This window comes from Klebsiella sp. M5al (assembly GCF_002090195.1).
GTDB lineage: Bacteria > Pseudomonadota > Gammaproteobacteria > Enterobacterales > Enterobacteriaceae > Klebsiella > Klebsiella grimontii.
This window is the reverse complement of sequence record NZ_CP020657.1, coordinates 5,077,974-5,096,011: the sequence shown is the minus strand read 5'-3', so window position 1 is coordinate 5,096,011 and position 18,038 is coordinate 5,077,974. Positions and strand designations below refer to the sequence as shown.

15 protein-coding genes are annotated in these 18,038 nt (G+C 51.1%); 7 read left to right on the top strand and 8 right to left on the bottom strand.

Annotated features, from left to right (window positions below; translation table 11 throughout):
• Positions 1-53 precede the first annotated feature (53 nt).
• The 4 genes from BWI76_RS24435 to BWI76_RS24420 form a co-directional block, all read right to left on the bottom strand.
• Complete coding sequence (locus BWI76_RS24435; protein ID WP_004135730.1) at positions 54-1,106, bottom strand: hypothetical protein; 1,053 nt, start codon at positions 1,104-1,106, stop codon at positions 54-56.
• A 2-nt stretch (positions 1,107-1,108) separates the two neighbouring features.
• Positions 1,109-1,843: a molecular chaperone gene (locus tag BWI76_RS24430; RefSeq protein WP_024358683.1), complete on the bottom strand. Its 735-nt coding sequence runs from the start codon at positions 1,841-1,843 to the stop codon at positions 1,109-1,111.
• A gap of 15 nt (positions 1,844-1,858) precedes the next feature.
• Positions 1,859-4,387 (bottom strand): fimbria/pilus outer membrane usher protein, encoded by a 2,529-nt coding sequence (locus BWI76_RS24425; RefSeq protein WP_077265774.1) that lies wholly within the window; start codon positions 4,385-4,387, stop codon positions 1,859-1,861.
• Between the two features lie 87 nt (positions 4,388-4,474).
• Entirely contained in the window at positions 4,475-5,047 is a 573-nt protein-coding gene (locus BWI76_RS24420) for a fimbrial-like protein (RefSeq protein ID WP_004135738.1), read from the bottom strand.
• Positions 5,048-6,194: 1,147 nt separating this feature from the next.
• On the opposite strand from BWI76_RS24420, the gene ygiD reads away from it, so the two are divergent.
• The gene (gene ygiD / locus BWI76_RS24415; RefSeq protein ID WP_004135740.1) at positions 6,195-6,986 is read left to right on the top strand and encodes a 4,5-DOPA dioxygenase extradiol; all 792 of its coding nucleotides are present in this window, start codon (positions 6,195-6,197) and stop codon (positions 6,984-6,986) included.
• A gap of 46 nt (positions 6,987-7,032) precedes the next feature.
• Here ygiD and BWI76_RS24410 read toward each other — a convergent pair whose 3' ends face one another.
• From BWI76_RS24410 to tolC, 3 genes are all read right to left on the bottom strand, one after another.
• Complete coding sequence (locus BWI76_RS24410) at positions 7,033-8,193, bottom strand: glutathionylspermidine synthase family protein (protein ID WP_004135741.1); 1,161 nt, start codon at positions 8,191-8,193, stop codon at positions 7,033-7,035.
• Positions 8,194-8,198: 5 nt separating this feature from the next.
• On the bottom strand, positions 8,199-8,867 hold the full coding sequence (locus BWI76_RS24405; RefSeq protein WP_004135743.1) for a DUF1190 family protein: 669 nt from the start codon (positions 8,865-8,867) through the stop codon (positions 8,199-8,201).
• 169 nt (positions 8,868-9,036) lie between these two features.
• Complete coding sequence (tolC, locus tag BWI76_RS24400) at positions 9,037-10,485, bottom strand: outer membrane channel protein TolC (RefSeq protein ID WP_064371646.1); 1,449 nt, start codon at positions 10,483-10,485, stop codon at positions 9,037-9,039.
• Between the two features lie 195 nt (positions 10,486-10,680).
• Between tolC and nudF the strand changes: the two genes are divergently transcribed.
• The 5 genes from nudF to parE are packed head-to-tail and all read left to right on the top strand — an operon-like array spanning position 10,681 to position 15,085.
• The gene (nudF, locus tag BWI76_RS24395) at positions 10,681-11,313 is read left to right on the top strand and encodes an ADP-ribose diphosphatase (protein WP_024358678.1); all 633 of its coding nucleotides are present in this window, start codon (positions 10,681-10,683) and stop codon (positions 11,311-11,313) included.
• The gene (locus tag BWI76_RS24390; RefSeq protein WP_004125296.1) at positions 11,310-11,732 is read left to right on the top strand and encodes a DUF1249 family protein; all 423 of its coding nucleotides are present in this window, start codon (positions 11,310-11,312) and stop codon (positions 11,730-11,732) included. The genes nudF and BWI76_RS24390 overlap by 4 nt, the downstream gene beginning before the upstream one ends.
• A gap of 24 nt (positions 11,733-11,756) precedes the next feature.
• Positions 11,757-12,584 (top strand): 3',5'-cyclic-AMP phosphodiesterase, encoded by an 828-nt coding sequence (gene cpdA / locus BWI76_RS24385; RefSeq protein WP_004135749.1) that lies wholly within the window; start codon positions 11,757-11,759, stop codon positions 12,582-12,584.
• Positions 12,584-13,159 carry an esterase YqiA gene (gene yqiA / locus BWI76_RS24380; RefSeq protein ID WP_004135753.1) on the top strand — a complete coding sequence of 192 codons (576 nt, stop codon included), beginning with the start codon at positions 12,584-12,586 and terminating at the stop codon, positions 13,157-13,159. The genes cpdA and yqiA overlap by 1 nt, the downstream gene beginning before the upstream one ends.
• 30 nt (positions 13,160-13,189) lie before the next feature.
• Complete coding sequence (gene parE, locus BWI76_RS24375; protein ID WP_024358676.1) at positions 13,190-15,085, top strand: DNA topoisomerase IV subunit B; 1,896 nt, start codon at positions 13,190-13,192, stop codon at positions 15,083-15,085.
• A gap of 50 nt (positions 15,086-15,135) precedes the next feature.
• Here parE and BWI76_RS24370 read toward each other — a convergent pair whose 3' ends face one another.
• Entirely contained in the window at positions 15,136-15,987 is an 852-nt protein-coding gene (locus BWI76_RS24370) for a helix-turn-helix transcriptional regulator (protein WP_004135755.1), read from the bottom strand.
• A 162-nt stretch (positions 15,988-16,149) separates the two neighbouring features.
• Between BWI76_RS24370 and BWI76_RS24365 the strand changes: the two genes are divergently transcribed.
• Positions 16,150-17,973 (top strand): DUF2264 domain-containing protein, encoded by a 1,824-nt coding sequence (locus BWI76_RS24365; RefSeq protein WP_004135756.1) that lies wholly within the window; start codon positions 16,150-16,152, stop codon positions 17,971-17,973.
• The last annotated feature ends 65 nt before the right edge of the window (positions 17,974-18,038 follow it).

Genomic DNA, 18,038 nt, shown 5'->3' with positions numbered 1-18,038 from the left:
ATAAAGCCGGGTTATCCCGGCTTTATTATTGTCAGTCATGAAATTTTTAATGACTATTGATAATTTATCTTGATGATGACATCTTTACTGAATGGCCCATCGGCCACAGATTCAGACGGTTTTTTAGTGAGTTCGGCGGTATAGTTATGCGTTACTGTTGAAGGTTCACCGGGTATATATGTTGTAAAAGGCATATATTGGTTGAAAAGAACATCAGTATTAGCCGTGTCATCTACGATATTTAATAATAGCCCGTTCCCTATATCCAGATGTGTGGAATCGTAGAGATTTTCATTAATATAGAAACTGGTAGTAATATCAAATCGTTCAGTGCAGCCTGCAGTTTGATCTCGAATAGTTGAAAGACTAAAGTTTTTTTTCAGGACCGGCATGTTTTTTTCGTAGTTATAAATAGCTCCGAAATCAACAGTTTGATTTTCTGGATATAGCTTAACTGATGCTGTGCAGGTCAGAATATGGATATTATCCAGCCCTGAAATATAGTAACGTAAATTGTTAGCGTCGCTAAGCAGGTTCGCTCCCCCTTGGCCATCAAATTGCAGTACGTTAATATCGCCAAAATTATAGACCGTTGAACTATCGGGAGGAATCGCTGCAATTTTAACGTACAGGCGGAAGCGGGCGTTAAAGGTTATATTTTTTTGCAGTGACGAACCATTACATACAGGATCATGATAGACATTTGGGATTGGAGCCTGATCTATCCTATCAAGACAGGCGCCGGTGTTGATCCCTTGATTAATGCCTTCATAATCGACACCGGCATATGTTACGCCAAAAGTAAAATAGGGATTGTTGAGCACATCGCCGCTATTAAAAGCTGATAACTTTATCCACGCATAGATATTTTCTGTGGGATTCGATGGAGACCATTCGCTCGCTTTATCGCAGTAAACCGTAATGTTAATGTCCGAGCTTTCCCATATCTTTTTCCCTAGCTGGATGTCGTTAGGGATGGTGAATGGGGGGAGAGTTAGCGTTGCGCTCACCGGGCCGCCATAGGTATTTTGATAGCAGTCAACCGCCCACGCAGGGAATGAAAACAGGCAGGCTAATAATGCTAAAAAACTGATTGCTTTTTTCATTATTATTCCTTTTTCACCGGTTCGGACTGGCATGTTGCCTGAACAGAGTTGCAGCTGATCTTAAACATATGCAGGCCACCGTAATCGCCAATATAGCCGACCTGGAAATTCGCCGGTAAATTTTTAATTTCCTGGACCGCCTGGCCAAAGGGTTCGGCCATCATGCTGGCGGTTTTCGGTAGCAATGTTTTGCCGTTAACGCCGATATAACCGACAGTAATAAAGTAGGGAGACTTGTTCTTCAGCGTCAATCCACTGGCGGTTCGGCTAATGTCGACTTTGCCGACCAGATTTACCTGTCCATCAGGTATTTCGATAGCCTTTGGTCGCCAGAAAAGCTTAATCCGGCTCTGCATGGCAATCTGCATAACGTTTTTCTGTTCTGAACGCGGCGGAATTTCCCGAATATTGTAATAAAATAGCGATTCTCTGTCGGCAGGAAGCTGCGCCAGCGTTGCTTGCCCCATCAGGCGCACCTGCGCCTGCTCGCCGGCTTCAAGGCGCAACATTGGCGGTATTGCGGTGATATAAGTACGAGATTTTTTATTATCCTTGTCCTCTATCCATGATTGGGCAAGGAAAGGCGTGTCGGGACTCTGGTTGGTCAGACGCACCGAGACGCTTTTATCCGATTGGTTATAAATGATGCGTGTTCTGTCAGGAGATACGGCGGCATTGGCCGCAAAACTGGCGCCCGCCAGGCATAAAATTCCTTTTGTCATTACGTTTATCTTCATTGTCTTCATCCTGAATTAATGTTGAGACTTACACGGTAAAATAACGGCCTGACCATCAGCATTACTGTGGTTAGGTGGTGTAATGTCGCAGGCTTTATCGTTCCATTTGAGCGTCAGGATACTATTTTCCTGCACGCCGCTGAGGTACACGAAGCCATCATCGGCCACCAGTCCGATATCACGACCGGTCGATTTATCTGTCACGGTAACGCCCAACGGCGGATAGCGTCCATCTTCCAGGCGGATGACGCCAATAATTTGATAGCCTTTGGTCGCGCTGAGCGGCATATAACCAATGGCTCCCTCGGTTAGCGTGGTGCGAATAACCGAGTTAGTGACATCGACACCTTCAGGTAGGTTGTTATTATTTACCATTACCGTGGCGGTAGTATAGTTACCCACCGATGGGACCACGGAAATACCAAATATATTAGTCTTACTGCGATTGTTATTCACTTCAACGCCAGAGATGCTATCCGCATCCACCATGACGCGGGAACTATTACCGGGGCTATAATCATGGAATGCCGCCCCATAACGCGTTGCCGTAAACGAACCGTTCCAGCCCGCGCTTAATGTGCGATAGTTGCTGGGCTGCACGCTGCCGTTAACATTTAGCCGGCCCCAGGGAGAGTAGTGTTGGTAATAACCACGCAAGGCCGCTTCGCCATCGCTATAGTCTTTATCGCTGCCAGATACGGATAAATTCCAGGTGTTGTTGCGGTCCGAACTGTCATAGTATGTTGCAGTTTGTGTAGCGGCGTCGTCGCCGTAGCGTTGCAAACTGTAGGTAACATTGCGGTTGTTTTCAAATGGTACTGAAATAGAGAAATAGTATTGATTTTCTTCATCATCGCCCCAGCTCACGCGGCTCATTGCCAGAGAGGCGGACATATTCTTGAAATCGCCAATATCAAAGTTTCGGCTAACGGAGAATGAATAGTTGGTATTGGTATCACTATTCCAGTAGGTATTGCGCGTAATGCTCAGATAGCTGTTTAGCGCCAACGGTTCGATATATTGGTTAAATGAGAGGACATAGCTCTCTTTTTCATTATTGTTGGTATTGTTACCATCACGCGAATTGATATATTCACTCATCGTGACATATTCTTTATCCGAAAAACGATAACCCGCGAAGGTTATCTGACTGCCCGTTTCCTCGAAGCGCTTAGAATAGTTTGCGCGATAGCTGAAGCCGCGCTGCTTGCCTTCATTGTCATCGCGTAAATTGGCCTCTGCCCGCGTGACATCAAAGGAGAGGGAGCCAAAGCTATTCAGGTTAAAGCCGATTCCGCTGGTCGCCGCCTGGTAGTCGTCGGCGGTAACGATCGCGCCGCCGTATAAAGAGATATCGCTCAGCCAGCCCCATGAAATCTCTCCCGTCCAGAAGAGTGGGTTGTTAATGTCGTTGTGGGTGGTTGATGTAGGCTTGCCCACGGAGCTTTTATAACGTATCTGGCCCTGACGCGTCAGAAACGGGATAGAGGCTGAACCGACCTGAAACGTGCTTTTACGCCCATCTTCTTCTTCAATGGTGACATCCAGTTGCCCCTGCAACGTGGTCCCCAGATCGGTAATTGTAAACGGTCCGGGGGAAACGGAAGTTTGATACAAAGTACGGCCGTTCTGTGAAACGGTGACCCTGGCGTTTGTTTGAGCGATGCCGCTTATTTGCGGCGCGTATCCGCGCAGGTCCGGCGGTAGCATCTGTTCGTCGCTCTCCAGTGAAGCGCCGGTAAAATGGAACGTATCGTAGAGATCGGAACTGAGATCATACTGCCCCATGGTGAGTTTCGACGCCAGGGATGGAATAGGGCGGAACAGATAGGTTCGCGGCAGACTGCTGTTGCTGCCGTTGGAGTTATTTTCAGTAAACGACTGATCGTACTGATAATCGCTGCGTAGACGCCATGCGCCTAAGTTGAAACCCAGCGTGCCGTAGGTATTTACGTTTTGGTTGCTGTCGCCATGGCTGGGAACATACTGGCTGGCGTAGAGGTTATAATCCATGATAAAACCAGTAACCCCCACGTCCCAGAACTCCGGCGGGGTCCAGTTTTTGGCCCGATACTTCATCCACGCCTGGGGAACCGTTAAGGTCAGTATCATATTCGCTTTGTCCAGGCGAGTGACCAGGTCCGATTTATGGCTCAGATCGAGGCAACCTTGCGGGTTCAGCGGCTGTAGAGACAAGATAAACGCATCCGCAAAACCAAATTCTGTTAGATGTTCTTGAGTCAGGCAAAGCAGAGACCCATTTTCATTATCCGATTTTATCCATTCGAGATTATAGGCGCGCGGAAGCGTATTTTTGTTTATTTGTACGCGTACTAAATAGGTACCAACAGGGATGTAGCCTTTCTTTTCAAATTGCGAGAGATCGACGTTTTCCCGATCTTCGGCATCGATCATATCTGTATTAAATTCAATGGCATAAATCGACGTTGATAAAGAAAATACCATACATACAGAATAGAGGGCCCGCTTTATTAAAAGAGATAATCCTTTGGGCGTTAAATCGGAATAAATGAGATTACGCATAAAATCCGTTTCTTTTAATAAAGTAGGCCAACAAAGCCGGTGAGTTTTCACCGGCCTGGATTAATCAAGCAAGACAACAAATAGTGATTATTGATAAGCCAGGACGTAGTTTGCCTGAGCGTAAACATCACCTTCGGTAGCTTTTTTGGTCGGAGATTCCATACGTGCGTGGAAGTTCAGATCCTGAGTCGGGTTGGTATCGGTAAACATGACCGGAACTGCGGTGCCCAGAGTAACGGTGTTGTAACCTGCATCCAGGATACGCACGCCAACGTTAGTTGCGCCGCCGTAGTTGTTTTCTTTGGTATTGGACATCAGGCTAGTGTCGGAAACATCAACGTTAGCAGAGGTAAAAGTCACATTAACTTTGTTAATAGTAGTGGTTTTGCCTTCAGTATCAGTGCTGGTCAGTACGCAATCACGCAGTTGAATAGTGAAGTCAGCAGACTGAGAATACTGGCCGCCATTCAGCACGGTGTCAGCAACCTGACCCAGATTTACGTCAATCTGAGAGCTTTCCGGAGCAACAGAGCAAGGTGCAGTAATTACTGTGCCGGAAAAATTAACGATACCGTGACCCTGATCGATTGCGCTTGCATTAAAAGCAGCTGTAGATAAAAGGGTAGTGGTGGCAACAGCGAGCAGTGTTTTCTTTAACATGGAATATAATCCTTTATAGATTAATCATATCTAGCGAATATAAACAAAATCCTGAAAGTTAAATATTAGAACCTGGGGGTTAATATTAACTTACGGCGCGAAATTATCATGTCACCATCTGTTACACTCGTTATTTATAGTTAACATTTATCTTTAGTTTAAGTTAATATATATGTTATTATTGCGTTTCTTAGACTATAGTCTGAATTGCTAAGCATGTTTAGCGCGATTTTTAACTTTTAATATATTTTATGTGAATGTAACTTCTTCTTTTTGCTATCGGATTTTTATCACCATAATAGCTGTTAACTTAAAATTGTCCTTTACTATAGAATATGCGGCTGACTATTTTTATTACTTAATGTTAAATTGGATAATTTGAACTTATTTCTTATTTGTTATGGATTCACGAGATGAATTGACTATGCCGATCCTGACATAAAATGATTTTATCTGCCAATCAACCATAGACTATGTCTTATGGCGACACGGTTCTTAATATGTAGGTCTTTTAACCCATTAATCTCATAAATTAGTATGGTCTGGACTACGTTATTGGAGAACATGACTTTATTCAGTTGGCGGCTAACACCAATTTATTAGTATAATCTATGTATATGGAAAACTCGATACTCATTGTCAGAGTATATAGTTGGTTATTCTCTTTTAATGAATGGTTATGAATAAAATATCCTGCAGAAATATAGCGTTAGTGAGCTTTTCCTGATAGGTAATGATTACGAGCTGATTAAAAATAGAGCGGGTGCGCCATGCAGAGTTGATCTTGTCATCTACATGCGAATACGCGATATAGAGTGTCTACAAGATGCTCCCTCTTTGTCGACAAATAACAGAGAATGCTTATCGGCTCAGTCAGTATTGAAAGTTTTTGCCAGTAAGCCTCTTTCTGTGACTCACGTTGCCCGTGGACTGATTTTGCAAAACGTTTAAGATGCGGAAAATAAATAGCGTGTAATCATGGTAATTTGTTGAATTTAAATGAAAATTTAAATTTCTATTCTGGTTGCAATCCAATTTTATTGATATTCAAATTTTCTGACGATCATCATCATGCTTATCTGAGTTTATCCTGAATAAAAAGCGCGTAAGGTAAATGCATCCACTATTCTCAACCAAGGATATTACTATGTCACGTATCCGCATGCCGGCACTGTTTTTAGGCCACGGTAGTCCGATGAACGTGCTGGAAGATAACATCTATACCCGCGCCTGGCGGCATCTGGGCGAGACGCTGCCGCGGCCTAAAGCTATTGTGGTGATATCCGCGCACTGGTTTACACGCGGTACGGGAGTGACCGCGATGGAGGCGCCGAAAACAATCCATGATTTTGGCGGTTTTCCACAGGCGCTTTACGATACGCATTATCCGGCGCCGGGTTCACCTGAGCTGGCCCAACGCCTGGTTGAGCTGCTGGCGCCGGTGCCGGTGACGCTGGATAAAGAAGCCTGGGGCTTTGACCACGGTTCATGGGGCGTGTTGATTAAAATGTATCCCGATGCCGATATTCCGATGGTGCAGCTGAGTATTGATAGTACGAAACCCGCCGCATGGCATTTAGAAATGGGGCGTAAGCTGGCTCAGCTGCGCGATGAAGGCATTATGCTGGTGGCCAGCGGCAACGTGGTGCATAACCTGCGTACTGCGCGCTGGCACGGCGAAAATACGCCCTATCCTTGGGCTGAGTCGTTTAATGACTACGTGAAGGCGAACCTCGCCTGGAAAGGTCCCGTAGCCGAGCATCCGCTGGTGAATTACCTGGCGCATGAAGGCGGATCGTTATCTAACCCGACGGCCGAGCACTTTCTGCCGCTGCTGTATGTTCTTGGCGCCTGGGACGGCGAGGAGCCGATAACTATTCCGGTTGAAGGAATAGAGATGGGGTCGTTGAGTATGCTGTCAGTAGTGATTGGCGCTTGAGAAAAAACAAAACCCCGGCAGTAAGCGGTGCTGCCGGGGTTCAATGTTACTCGACGAAAATGTGCGGATAAAAGCGCGACAGGTCCTGCGTGATCAGCGCCCGGTCTTCGCGAATGCCAATCCCCGCAGGCTGATCGTTAATTAGCCAGCTGCCGATGAGCGTGTAGCTATCGCCAAACTTCGGCAAAGGATAGAACTCCTGTACAATGGTGCCTTCTTCGCCGTACGGCCCTTCTACAGCTTCCAGCACCTTACCGTTCTCCATGATAGAGACGTTCGCGCCTTCGCGGGAGAAGATAGGCTTGATAACGTACTTGTCCATCTCCGGATGCGCATCTTCGCTGAAATAAGCGGCCAGCAGGTTCGGATGGTTGGGGAACATCTCCCACAGCAGCGGCAGCAGCGCTTTATTGGAGATAATGCTCTTCCATGCCGGCTCCAGCCAGCGCACGCCGGCATCTTCCAGCTTGGTGGAGAACACCTCGCGCAGCATGTACTCCCACGGATAGAGCTTGAACAGATTACCAATCACCTGGTCCTGCAGGTCGGTAAACTGACCTTTTTCGCCAAGACCGATATCTTCGATGTAAAGGAATTCGGTCGCCACGCCCGCTTCTGCGGCGCAGTCCTGCAAGTATTGCACGGTACCGCGGTCTTCAATGGTATCGCGGCAGCAGGCCATATGTAGCAGCTGAAAACCGAACTGCTCGCGCAGTTCGCCGAAGCGATCGATCAGCTTCTCCTGCAGGCTGTTGAACTGATCGCTGCCCGCCGGAAGTTGACCGGCGTTGAGCTGATCTTCCATCCAGATCCACTGGAAGAATGCCGCTTCATACAGAGACGTCGGCGTATCGGCGTTGTTCTCCAGCAGCTTCGGCTCACCCACGCCGTCCCACGCGAGATCGAGACGCGAATACAGCGAAGGCTGATGGGTTTTCCACGACTGGCGCACGAAACCCCATGTATGTTTGGGGATGCGAAATTTGGCCATTAATTCATCGCTGGCGACGACTTTCTCTACCGCCTGCAGACACATCTGATGCAGCTCAGCGGTGACGTCTTCGAGCTTCTCAACCTGCGCCAGCGTCAGCTTATAATAGGCTTCTTCACTCCAGTACGGCTCACCGTACATGGTGTGAAAGTTAAAACCATATTCTGTCGCTTTTTCACGCCAGTCCGGGCGCTCGGTAATGCTGATTCTTTCCATGTCGCTTAGCCGCCCATCGAGCGTGAAGAAGAGGAGCTTGCTGAGCTACGCTGCATAGTTGATTGCTTAGCGACTGAGTCGCCAAACCCGCCGCGCGTCACGGTGCTGGTGGTGGCTGGTTTTGGCGCCATCGCGGTTTTCGGCACGTTCATGGTACGGCCCGGCTGCGCTGCGCCGTAGCTCTTACCGCCTGCGTCGGTATATTTACCATACGCCGGACTGGCCGGATTTTTTGAGCTGAACAGCGGTTGCTGAGCGCCCATTCCGCCACCCATCATCCGGCCCATCATGTAGCCAGCCATCAGCGGCATCCAGAAGCTGCCGCTGCTTTGCGCCTGGGCCTGGTTTTCCGGAGCCATGCCAGCCTGAGCCGGCGCCTGCTGGCACTGACCTTCACCGAATTCGGCGACGCAATCTTCACGAGAGGCGTATTTCGGCGCGGTACGTTCCGCTTCTTTAAGCGCGTTATTGTAAGCAGTGGTGCACTCTGCGGATTTGCTCGGGTTAGCGGCAGAGCAGTCATCGGCGTTTTGATACAGAGAAACCGTTTCATCGCTTTGTTCACAACCGGCGAGCATAAATACCGCCGTCACGGCAAGCGCGACGGGAGTTAAATGTCGAGCGCTCCAGCTTTTGCGGAAGGAGGCGTGTTTAATATTTTTTGTCCGTTTCATATTTGTCTTCCTGGACCCAGTGGTATGCGTTTTGTTAACGCTCAGGATAGAGGATGAGTGGTGGAAAATGAAGCGAATAGGGGCGGAAAGCGGGGGATCTTTACGTTGCCTTACGTTTAACGCTTCGCTTACCCGGCGGGTAAGCGAAGCGCGGACTGCGCAAACTTGATTACTGGCGGAACGGATTGCTGCCGCTGGTGCTGCGCGCTGATGTCGGTTTTGCCGCGGCGGTGTTGCTGTAGCCGTCAGCGCTGGCATCCTGCTGCGGGTTCTCCGGCGCGACGCTGTCCGGTGAGGTCGGAATCGCTTTACCCAGCGTATTGTTCAGCGCAACCAGATCCTGCTCGTTCAGCGTACCGAGCGCAGACTTGATATTCAGCTCGTTAATCAGGTAGTTATAACGGGCGTTGGACAATTGCTGTTTGGCGTTATACAGCGTGGTCGTCGCGTCCAGGACATCGACGATGGTACGCGTACCCACCGAATAACCGGCTTCCATGGCATCCAGAGAGCTCTGGGCAGAGACCACGGCCTGTTTGTAGGCATTAATGCTGCTGATGGACGCGTTCACGTTGTTAAACGAGGAGCGGACGGTTTGCACGACGCTACGGTGCGCGCTTTCCAGCTGCTCGCTGGCGCCGACGAAGTTGTACTGCGCTTGTTTAACCTGGGAGTTCACCATCCCGCCCTGATACAGCGGCAGGGAGAAGCTCAGGCCGATTTTGTTCTGCCCTACGTCAGCATCTTGCGCAAGGCTTTTAGACCCGCTGTAGCGGTTATTTGACACTCCGCTGGACGCGTTTAAATTCAGGGTTGGCAGATGACCATCCTGCGCCTGGCGAATTTGCTCGCGCGCCAGATCCTGGCTCAGGCGGGCCTGCAGCAGCGACAGGTTGCGGTTTTCCGCTTCTTTCAGCAGCGCGTTAACCGCTGAAGGTTTAGTCGTTTTAAAGCCATCCACGTTCAACGAGGCCAGCTCCGGATAGTAGTTACCGGTCACCTGGCGCAGCTCTTCAACCGCGTTATCGAGGCTGTTGCGCGCGGTCACTTCATTCGCCAGTACGGCATCGTACTGTGAACGGGCGTTCTGCACGTCGGTGATGGCTACCAGGCCAACGTTAAAGCGCTGGGTGGTCTGATCTAACTGGCGATAAATAGCCTGTTTCTGCGCTTCGGTATAGGAGAGCGTATCGATAGCGGCCAGCACTTTAAAATAGGCGGTCGCGGTGTTCAGGATCAGCGTTTGCTGGTCCGTCTGGTAAGTGACGTCCTGAATGCCAGCGTTCTTTTCCTGCAGCGTCAGCGCGCGCCATTTCGACATATCGAACAGAACCTGCGTGAGCTGCAGCGAGCCGCTGGTGACGTTTGAATTCTGGTCTTTATAATCACGGAAGCCGCTGGTATAGGTATAATCAGCACCCAGACCGAGCTGTGGTAGTAATGGGCTACGCGCTTCGTTGATCTTCTCGAATGCGGCATCACGATCGGCTGCTGACTTACGCAGATCAGGGTTGCTGATACGCGCCTGCTGATAAACCTGCAGCAGGTTTTCTGCCTGGCTCATGGCGCTGAAGCCAGTCAGGCCCAGGCCGATAAGGATGGGAAAGAGTTTCTTCATTTGCATTCCTTGTTGTGAAGCATTTAGCGCTACTCAAATTCTAAAAATAATCACTGATTGTATAGAGTCTGTTACCGTAAAAAGTTGGCGTAATGTGCCATGGGGCGGTAATTTGCACCAATCTAACATACGAACCGTAAAACGGTAGCCACACCGCCTATAAATTCATAACTTCATGTTCTACAGGATATCGAAATGAGCGACGTCAATCAGCAGGGGATTACCTTCTCTAAAAACGATGTAGAAATTATTGCACGCGAAACGCTTTATCGCGGTTTTTTTTCGCTCGATTTATATCGTTTTCGCCATCGCCTGTTTAACGGCGGCATGAGTGATGAAGTGACGCGTGAAATTTTTGAGCGCGGGCACGCCGCAGTCTTGCTACCCTTTGACCCGGTGCGCGATGAAGTTGTGCTCGTCGAGCAGATCCGTATTGCGGCGTACGATACCAGCGCGAGCCCGTGGCTGCTTGAAATGGTCGCCGGTATGATAGAAGAAGGCGAATCTCCTGAAGATGTCGCCCGTCGTGAAGCGGTGGAAGAAGCCGGGCTTAATGTTGGCCGGATTAAACCGGTCCTGAGCTACCTGGCCAGCCCCGGCGGCACCAGTGAAAGACTGTCTATTATGGTGGGGGAAGTCGATGCCACGACGGCAAAAGGGATTCATGGATTGGCCGACGAAAATGAGGATATTCGCGTCCACGTGGTGAGCCGGGAACAGGCTTACAGATGGGTGGAAGAGGGGAAAATCGACAACGCAGCCTCTGTCATCGCGCTGCAATGGCTGCAACTGCATTATCACAATTTACGCAACGAGTGGACAAAATGAAGCGTTATACGCCTGACTTTCCTGAAATGATGCGCCTGTGTGAAACCAACTTTGCCCAGTTGCGCCGCCTGTTGCCGCGAACGGATGCAGCGGGAGAAAAGGTGAGTTACCAGGTGGGCAACGCGCAATACCGATTAACCATCGTCGAATCGACCCGCTACACTACGTTAGTGGCGATTGAGCAGACGGCTCCGTCGGTGAGCTACTGGAGTCTGCCGTCAATGACGGTACGGCTCTATCACGATGCAATGGTCGCTGAAGTGTGTTCAAGCCAGCAGATCTTTCGCTTTAAAGCGCGGTATGATTATCCTAATAAAAAGTTGCATCAACGCGACGAAAAGCATCAAATTAATCAGTTTTTGGCCGATTGGCTGCGATACTGTTTAGCACATGGAGCGATGGCGATTCCGGTTTGTTAGCGTCGTGAAACCTAAGGACACCATTTGGAAAGCCTGTTAAACCTACCTTTGGCTGGTGAGGCCAGAGTCAGGATATTACAAATTACCGATACTCACCTGTTTGCTGAAAAACACGAAACGCTGTTAGGCATCAATACCTGGGAAAGCTATCAGGCCGTACTGGATGCTATCCACGCCTCACAGCGAGAATGCGACCTGATTGTTGCTACAGGCGATCTGGCGCAAGATCACTCTGCCGCGGCCTATCAGCATTTTGCTGAGGGCATCGCGAGTTTTGCTGCACCTTGCGTCTGGCTGCCGGGTAATCATGATTTTCAACCGGCGATGTATAGCACGCTGCAGGAATCAGGCATCTCCCCCGCTAAACGCGTATTGCTGGGCGACCATTGGCAAATATTGCTCATGGATAGCCAGGTGTTCGGCGTGCCGCACGGCGAGCTGAGCGATTTCCAACTGGAATGGCTTGAGCAGAAGCTGGCGGAAGTCCCGGAGCGGTATACGCTGCTGCTGTTGCACCACCATCCTATGCCGTCAGGCTGCAGCTGGCTGGATCAGCATAGCCTGCGCAATGCCGGGGCGCTTGATTGCGCGCTGGCCGCGTTTCCTCGCGTTAAGCATCTGCTGTGCGGCCATATTCATCAGGAACTGGATCTTGACTGGAACGGTCGGCGCATGATGGCCACGCCATCCACCTGCGTGCAGTTTAAGCCGCACTGCGCTAACTTCACGCTGGATACCGTCTCTCCGGGCTGGCGCTGGCTGGATCTGCATCCTGATGGCACGTTGACCACTGAAGTTTGCCGCCTTGAAGGCGTGAAATTTCACCCGGATATCGCTTCAGAAGGATACTGATGTCTACGCTTCTCTATCTGCATGGTTTTAACAGCTCGCCGCGCTCGGCAAAAGCGACTACGCTGAAAGAGTGGCTGGCGCGGACCTATCCTGACATCTCAATGGTGATACCGGAGCTCCCGGTTTACCCCGCGCAAGCGGCGGAATATCTGGAGGCCATCGTGCTGGAGCACGGCGGCGAACCGCTAGGCGTTGTCGGTTCCTCGCTGGGGGGATATTACGCGACCTGGCTATCGCAGTGCTTTATGCTGCCGGCGGTGGTCGTGAACCCTGCGGTGCGCCCGTTTGAGCTATTGAACAATTTCCTTGGCCCCAATGAGAATCCATACACGGGGCAGCAATATGTGCTAGAGTCTCGCCATATTTACGATCTCAAAGTCATGCAAATTGACCCGCTGGAAGCGCCGGATTTAATCTGGTTATTGCAGCAAACGGGCGATGAAGTGCTTGATTACCGCCAGGCCGTTGATTATTTCGCCTCCTGCCGACAGACGGTAGAGGAGGGCGGTAATCACGCATTTGTTGGCTTTGAAGATCATTTCACTCAGATTATCGATTTTCTGGGCCTGCGCTGAGCGGTTCGGAACGACCTACGAATACACACCATGACGCAATCTTCATATAACGCTGATGCCATTGAGGTACTCACCGGGCTAGAGCCGGTTCGCCGCCGTCCGGGAATGTACACTGATACCACACGTCCAAATCATCTTGGTCAGGAAGTTATTGATAACAGCGTGGATGAGGCCCTGGCCGGTCACGCGAAACGCGTGGAGGTCATTCTCCATGCCGACCAGTCGCTGGAAGTTATCGATGATGGCCGCGGAATGCCGGTGGATATCCATCCTGAAGAAGGGGTTCCGGCAGTTGAACTGATTCTTTGCCGCCTGCACGCGGGGGGGAAATTCTCCAATAAGAACTACCAGTTCTCCGGCGGCCTGCACGGCGTAGGGATTTCAGTGGTCAACGCCCTATCGAAACGCGTTGAAGTGAACGTGCGCCGCGACGGTCAGATCTACAGCATCGCCTTTGAAAATGGCGATAAAGTAGAAGATCTCCATGTGACCGGCACCTGCGGTAAGCGCAATACCGGTACCAGCGTGCACTTCTGGCCGGATGAAAGCTTTTTTGACAGCCCGCGTTTTTCCGTCTCACGCCTCTCGCATTTGTTAAAAGCCAAGGCCGTTCTTTGCCCGGGCGTAGAGATTGTTTTCCGCGATCTGGTCAACGACAGTGAACAACGCTGGTGCTACGCCGATGGATTGACCGACTATCTTAGCGAAGCGGTTAACGGCCTGCCTCTGCTGCCGGAAAAACCGTTCGTCGGCACCTTCTCTGGCGATACCGAAGCGGTCGACTGGGCGTTGCTGTGGCTGCCGGAAGGCGGCGAGCTGCTGACCGAAAGCTACGTCAACCTGATCCCTACCATGCAGGGCGGCACCCACGTTAACGGTCTGCGTCAGGGTTTACTGGACGCTATGCGCGAGTTCTGCGAATACCGGAACATCCTGCCGCGCGGCGTGAAGCTATCGGCGGAAGATATCTGGGAGCGCTGCGCTTACGTGCTTTCCGTGAAGATGCAGGATCCGCAGTTTGCCGGGCAAACCAAAGAGCGCCTCTCTTCACGTCAGTGCGCCGCGTTTGTTTCCGGCGTCGTTAAGGACGCGTTCAGCCTGTGGCTAAACCAGAACGTCCAGTCGGCGGAGCTGTTGGCGGAAATGGCGATTTCCAGCGCCCAGCGTCGTCTGCGCGCGGCGAAAAAAGTGGTGCGTAAAAAGCTCACTAGCGGTCCTGCCCTTCCCGGCAAGCTGGCGGATTGCACCGCTCAGGATTTGAATCGGACCGAACTGTTTCTTGTGGAAGGGGATTCCGCGGGCGGCTCTGCCAAGCAGGCGCGCGATCGCGAATATCAGGCGATCATGCCGCTGAAAGGCAAAATCCTGAACACCTGGGAAGTCTCTTCCGATGAAGTGCTCGCTTCCCAGGAAGTGCATGATATTTCCGTCGCGATTGGTATCGATCCGGATAGCGATGACCTGAGCCAGCTGCGATACGGCAAGATTTGTATTCTGGCTGACGCCGACTCCGATGGTCTGCACATCGCGACGCTGCTGTGCGCGCTGTTCGTCAGGCACTTCCGCACTTTGGTTAAACACGGCCACGTTTACGTGGCGCTGCCGCCTTTGTACCGTATCGACCTCGGCAAAGAGGTTTACTACGCGCTGACGGAAGAAGAAAAAGCGGGCGTGCTCGAGCAGCTCAAGCGTAAGAAAGGCAAACCGAACGTACAGCGCTTTAAAGGGCTGGGCGAGATGAACCCGTTGCAGCTGCGTGAAACTACCCTGGATCCGAATACCCGCCGTCTGGTACAGCTGATTATCAACGATGAAGATGAACAGCAGACAACCGCTATGATGGATATGCTGTTAGCGAAGAAGCGCTCTGAAGATCGGCGTAACTGGCTGCAGGAGAAGGGCGATCTGGCGGATATCGAAGGGTAACGCAGGCGAATGCCGGACGGCGGCTCGCGTGCCCCGTCCGGGATACAGTTTTAAATTTTATGTCTTTTCCGGTACTGCAGCGGCGTTTCGCCAATGCCCTTGCCGAACGCGCTGATAAAATAGGTGACATCTGAAAACCCGACCATTCGGGCGATCTCGCGCACGCTCTGCTGGCTATGCAATAGCGCCTCGCACGCTTTTCTTAGTCGTATCGTATTGAGATAATTGACAATACTTTCGCCTGTTTCCTGATGAAAGCGGCGCGAAATATAGCTCTTCGATTTACCCAACTCTTCCGCCAGCCTGCTCAGGCTAAACTTTCGCATGTAATTCTCGTCAAGCCAGAACATCACCTGGCTTGCGGTACCATCGGTTATTCCCGACATGCTGGGATGATCTTCGCTCAGCATGCTGAGTAAAGAGAGCAGCAGACAGGAAACCTGCTCGCTATTTAGCGGCGAGTCTCCGGCTAGCTTTTCATAGCGGCTGAATAAAAAATCGATGTGGGGGTGAATATCGGCGACGTCCACTACCCAGGATTGGCCCGCTCGCTGGGTCAGATTATGGAGCCGCTGGCGGGAGTAGGGGAAATCACGTAATCCTTTCAGCAGGGCATACTGGTCGAGATGAATGATGGTTCGCCGGTAACGATCCTGCGCCTGCTCATCCACGATGATTTTATGCAGCGTAAAGGGAGGGAAGAAAAACATCCTCCCCGGGCGCATGGTGTATTGCTTATGATCGACAATCACCACGCCGAACCCCTCCTCTACGTACAGTACTTCAAGACACTGATGCCAGTGATGATAGCGGACCGTATTGGCGAATAACCGGCTAAACGACGCCGTTGCGTCATTGAGGGTTATCAGTTCCAGACGTTCTTCATTTAAGGTCTGCGCCATAGTGCAATAAATTTAAACTTTTGCAGGGATTATTCGTTTTATAAACTACCTTTTTAAATTTTATCAGTTGCTGTTTTATTTTTATCCTGCCGGTGTGACTGAGGTAACATTTCTCATCCCCGGCGATTCACTATGCTTTGCCCATTAAATCAGGGGGGAGCTATGTGGTCGGCAACGAAAGAAAAATCAAATCCATTGTCATCGCGTGACGACGTTATTCGCGCTGTTACAACGATGCTGAGCGCGCTCGACGCCCAATTTCCGGCCGGTCAGGCGCAGTTCACGCTCGGCGATACCTGCGCGCATTATGATACGAATATTGCCGGTATGGAGGGGTTATCCAGAGCGCTATGGGGGCTATTTCCGCTGTGGGCGGGCGGTGAAGAGACGCCTTTTGCTGAGAAATATATCCAGGCGATTAAGCTAGGTACCGATCCCGATAGCCCACAGTATTGGGGCGATACGGGGCCATACGATCAGCGGCTGGTGGAGATGGCAGCCTACGGCTTGGGCCTGGCGTTACTGCAGACGCGCCTGACGGATGTATTCAGCCAAAAGGAACTGGCGAATTTCCACCGCTGGCTGAATCAAATCACCGATGCGCAGATGCCTGACAGCAACTGGAACTATTTCGCTATTATCGTTCAGCTTGGGTTTAAGCGCGCGGGATTAGCCTTCGATCAGGATGCCATCGATCGCCGGTTTGCGATGATGGAAGCCTACTATTTGGGCGAAGGATGGTACTCCGATGGGCCGGGGCGGCCAAAAGATTACTACATCTCTATGGCTTTTCATTTTTACGGCCTACTGTACGCCACCCTGAGTCCGGATGATGCAGAGCGGGCCGCCACGTTACGCGAACGCTCCCGTTTGTTTGCCCGGGATTTTATCTATATGTCGGCGGCGGATGGTTCATCCGTACCTTTTGGGCGCAGCCTGACCTATCGTTTCGCCATGATTGCCTTCTGGAGCGCGATGGCGTTTTCCGGGGTGGACGAATTTTCTCCTGGCGTGGTGAAAGGACTGATCCTACGCCATTTACGCTGGTGGCAGCAGCAGCCGATTTTCGATCGCGACGGTATTCTGACGCTGGGTTTTGCCTATCCCAATCTGGCGATGTGCGAGGACTATAATTCGCCCGGGTCCCCTTACTGGGCGCTGAAGGTTTTCCTGATTCTGGCGTTACCGGCAGATCATGATTTTTGGCTAGCGGAAGAGTTACCGCTGCCGCCGCTGGCTAAGGTGCGCGTGATACCCCAAGCGGCGCAAATTTTGCAGCACGATCGCCATTCTCGCCATGTAACGATGCTGACGTCGGGCCAGCTGGAGTTAAATAATTACGTCAATACCGAAGCCAAATATACCCGGTTTGCCTACTCCAGCCGCTTTGGTTTTACCCTTGAGCGGGGGCGGTATGGCCTTAAGCATGCCGCCTGCGACTCGATGCTCCTGCTATCTGACAACGATAATTACTGGCGCGGACGGCGCGAATGCGAGGAAGTGACGGTAGCGGAGAACGCGATTTTCTGCCGCTGGTCGCCGTGGTCAGACGTACATATCCGCACCTGGCTTATCCCCTGCGGCGACTGGCACGTTCGGGTACACCACATTGCCAGCGCTCGACGGCTACAGTCCGTGGAGGGGGGCTTTGCGGTACTGAAGGCGGAGCCCTGCCTGGAGGCCGGCAGCAGCCTGATTCTGGCCAGCAATGGGAGCAGCATGATAGCCAATCTTGCTCCCGGCATCGCCAGGCAGGGCGAGTCCGTTATCACGCCGCCCAATAGCAGTATCATGTTTGCGCCCTGCGCGGCCATTCCCACTTTAACCACCGAGCTGGCTCCTGGCGAACATTGGTTGGCCTGTGCGGTTATCGCCAGCGCTGAGATAAATAAAGTTTTTGCCGATATGCCGTTACTCATTCGACAAGATCGCCGCTTTATTATTATGGATAGCCAAAAAGAAACCCAGCAAACTATTTATTTTTAAACGCGGTCGGGCTAACGCCCGGCAACTCATTATTCGATTTTTTTACATGCTTTCGCTGAGGATAG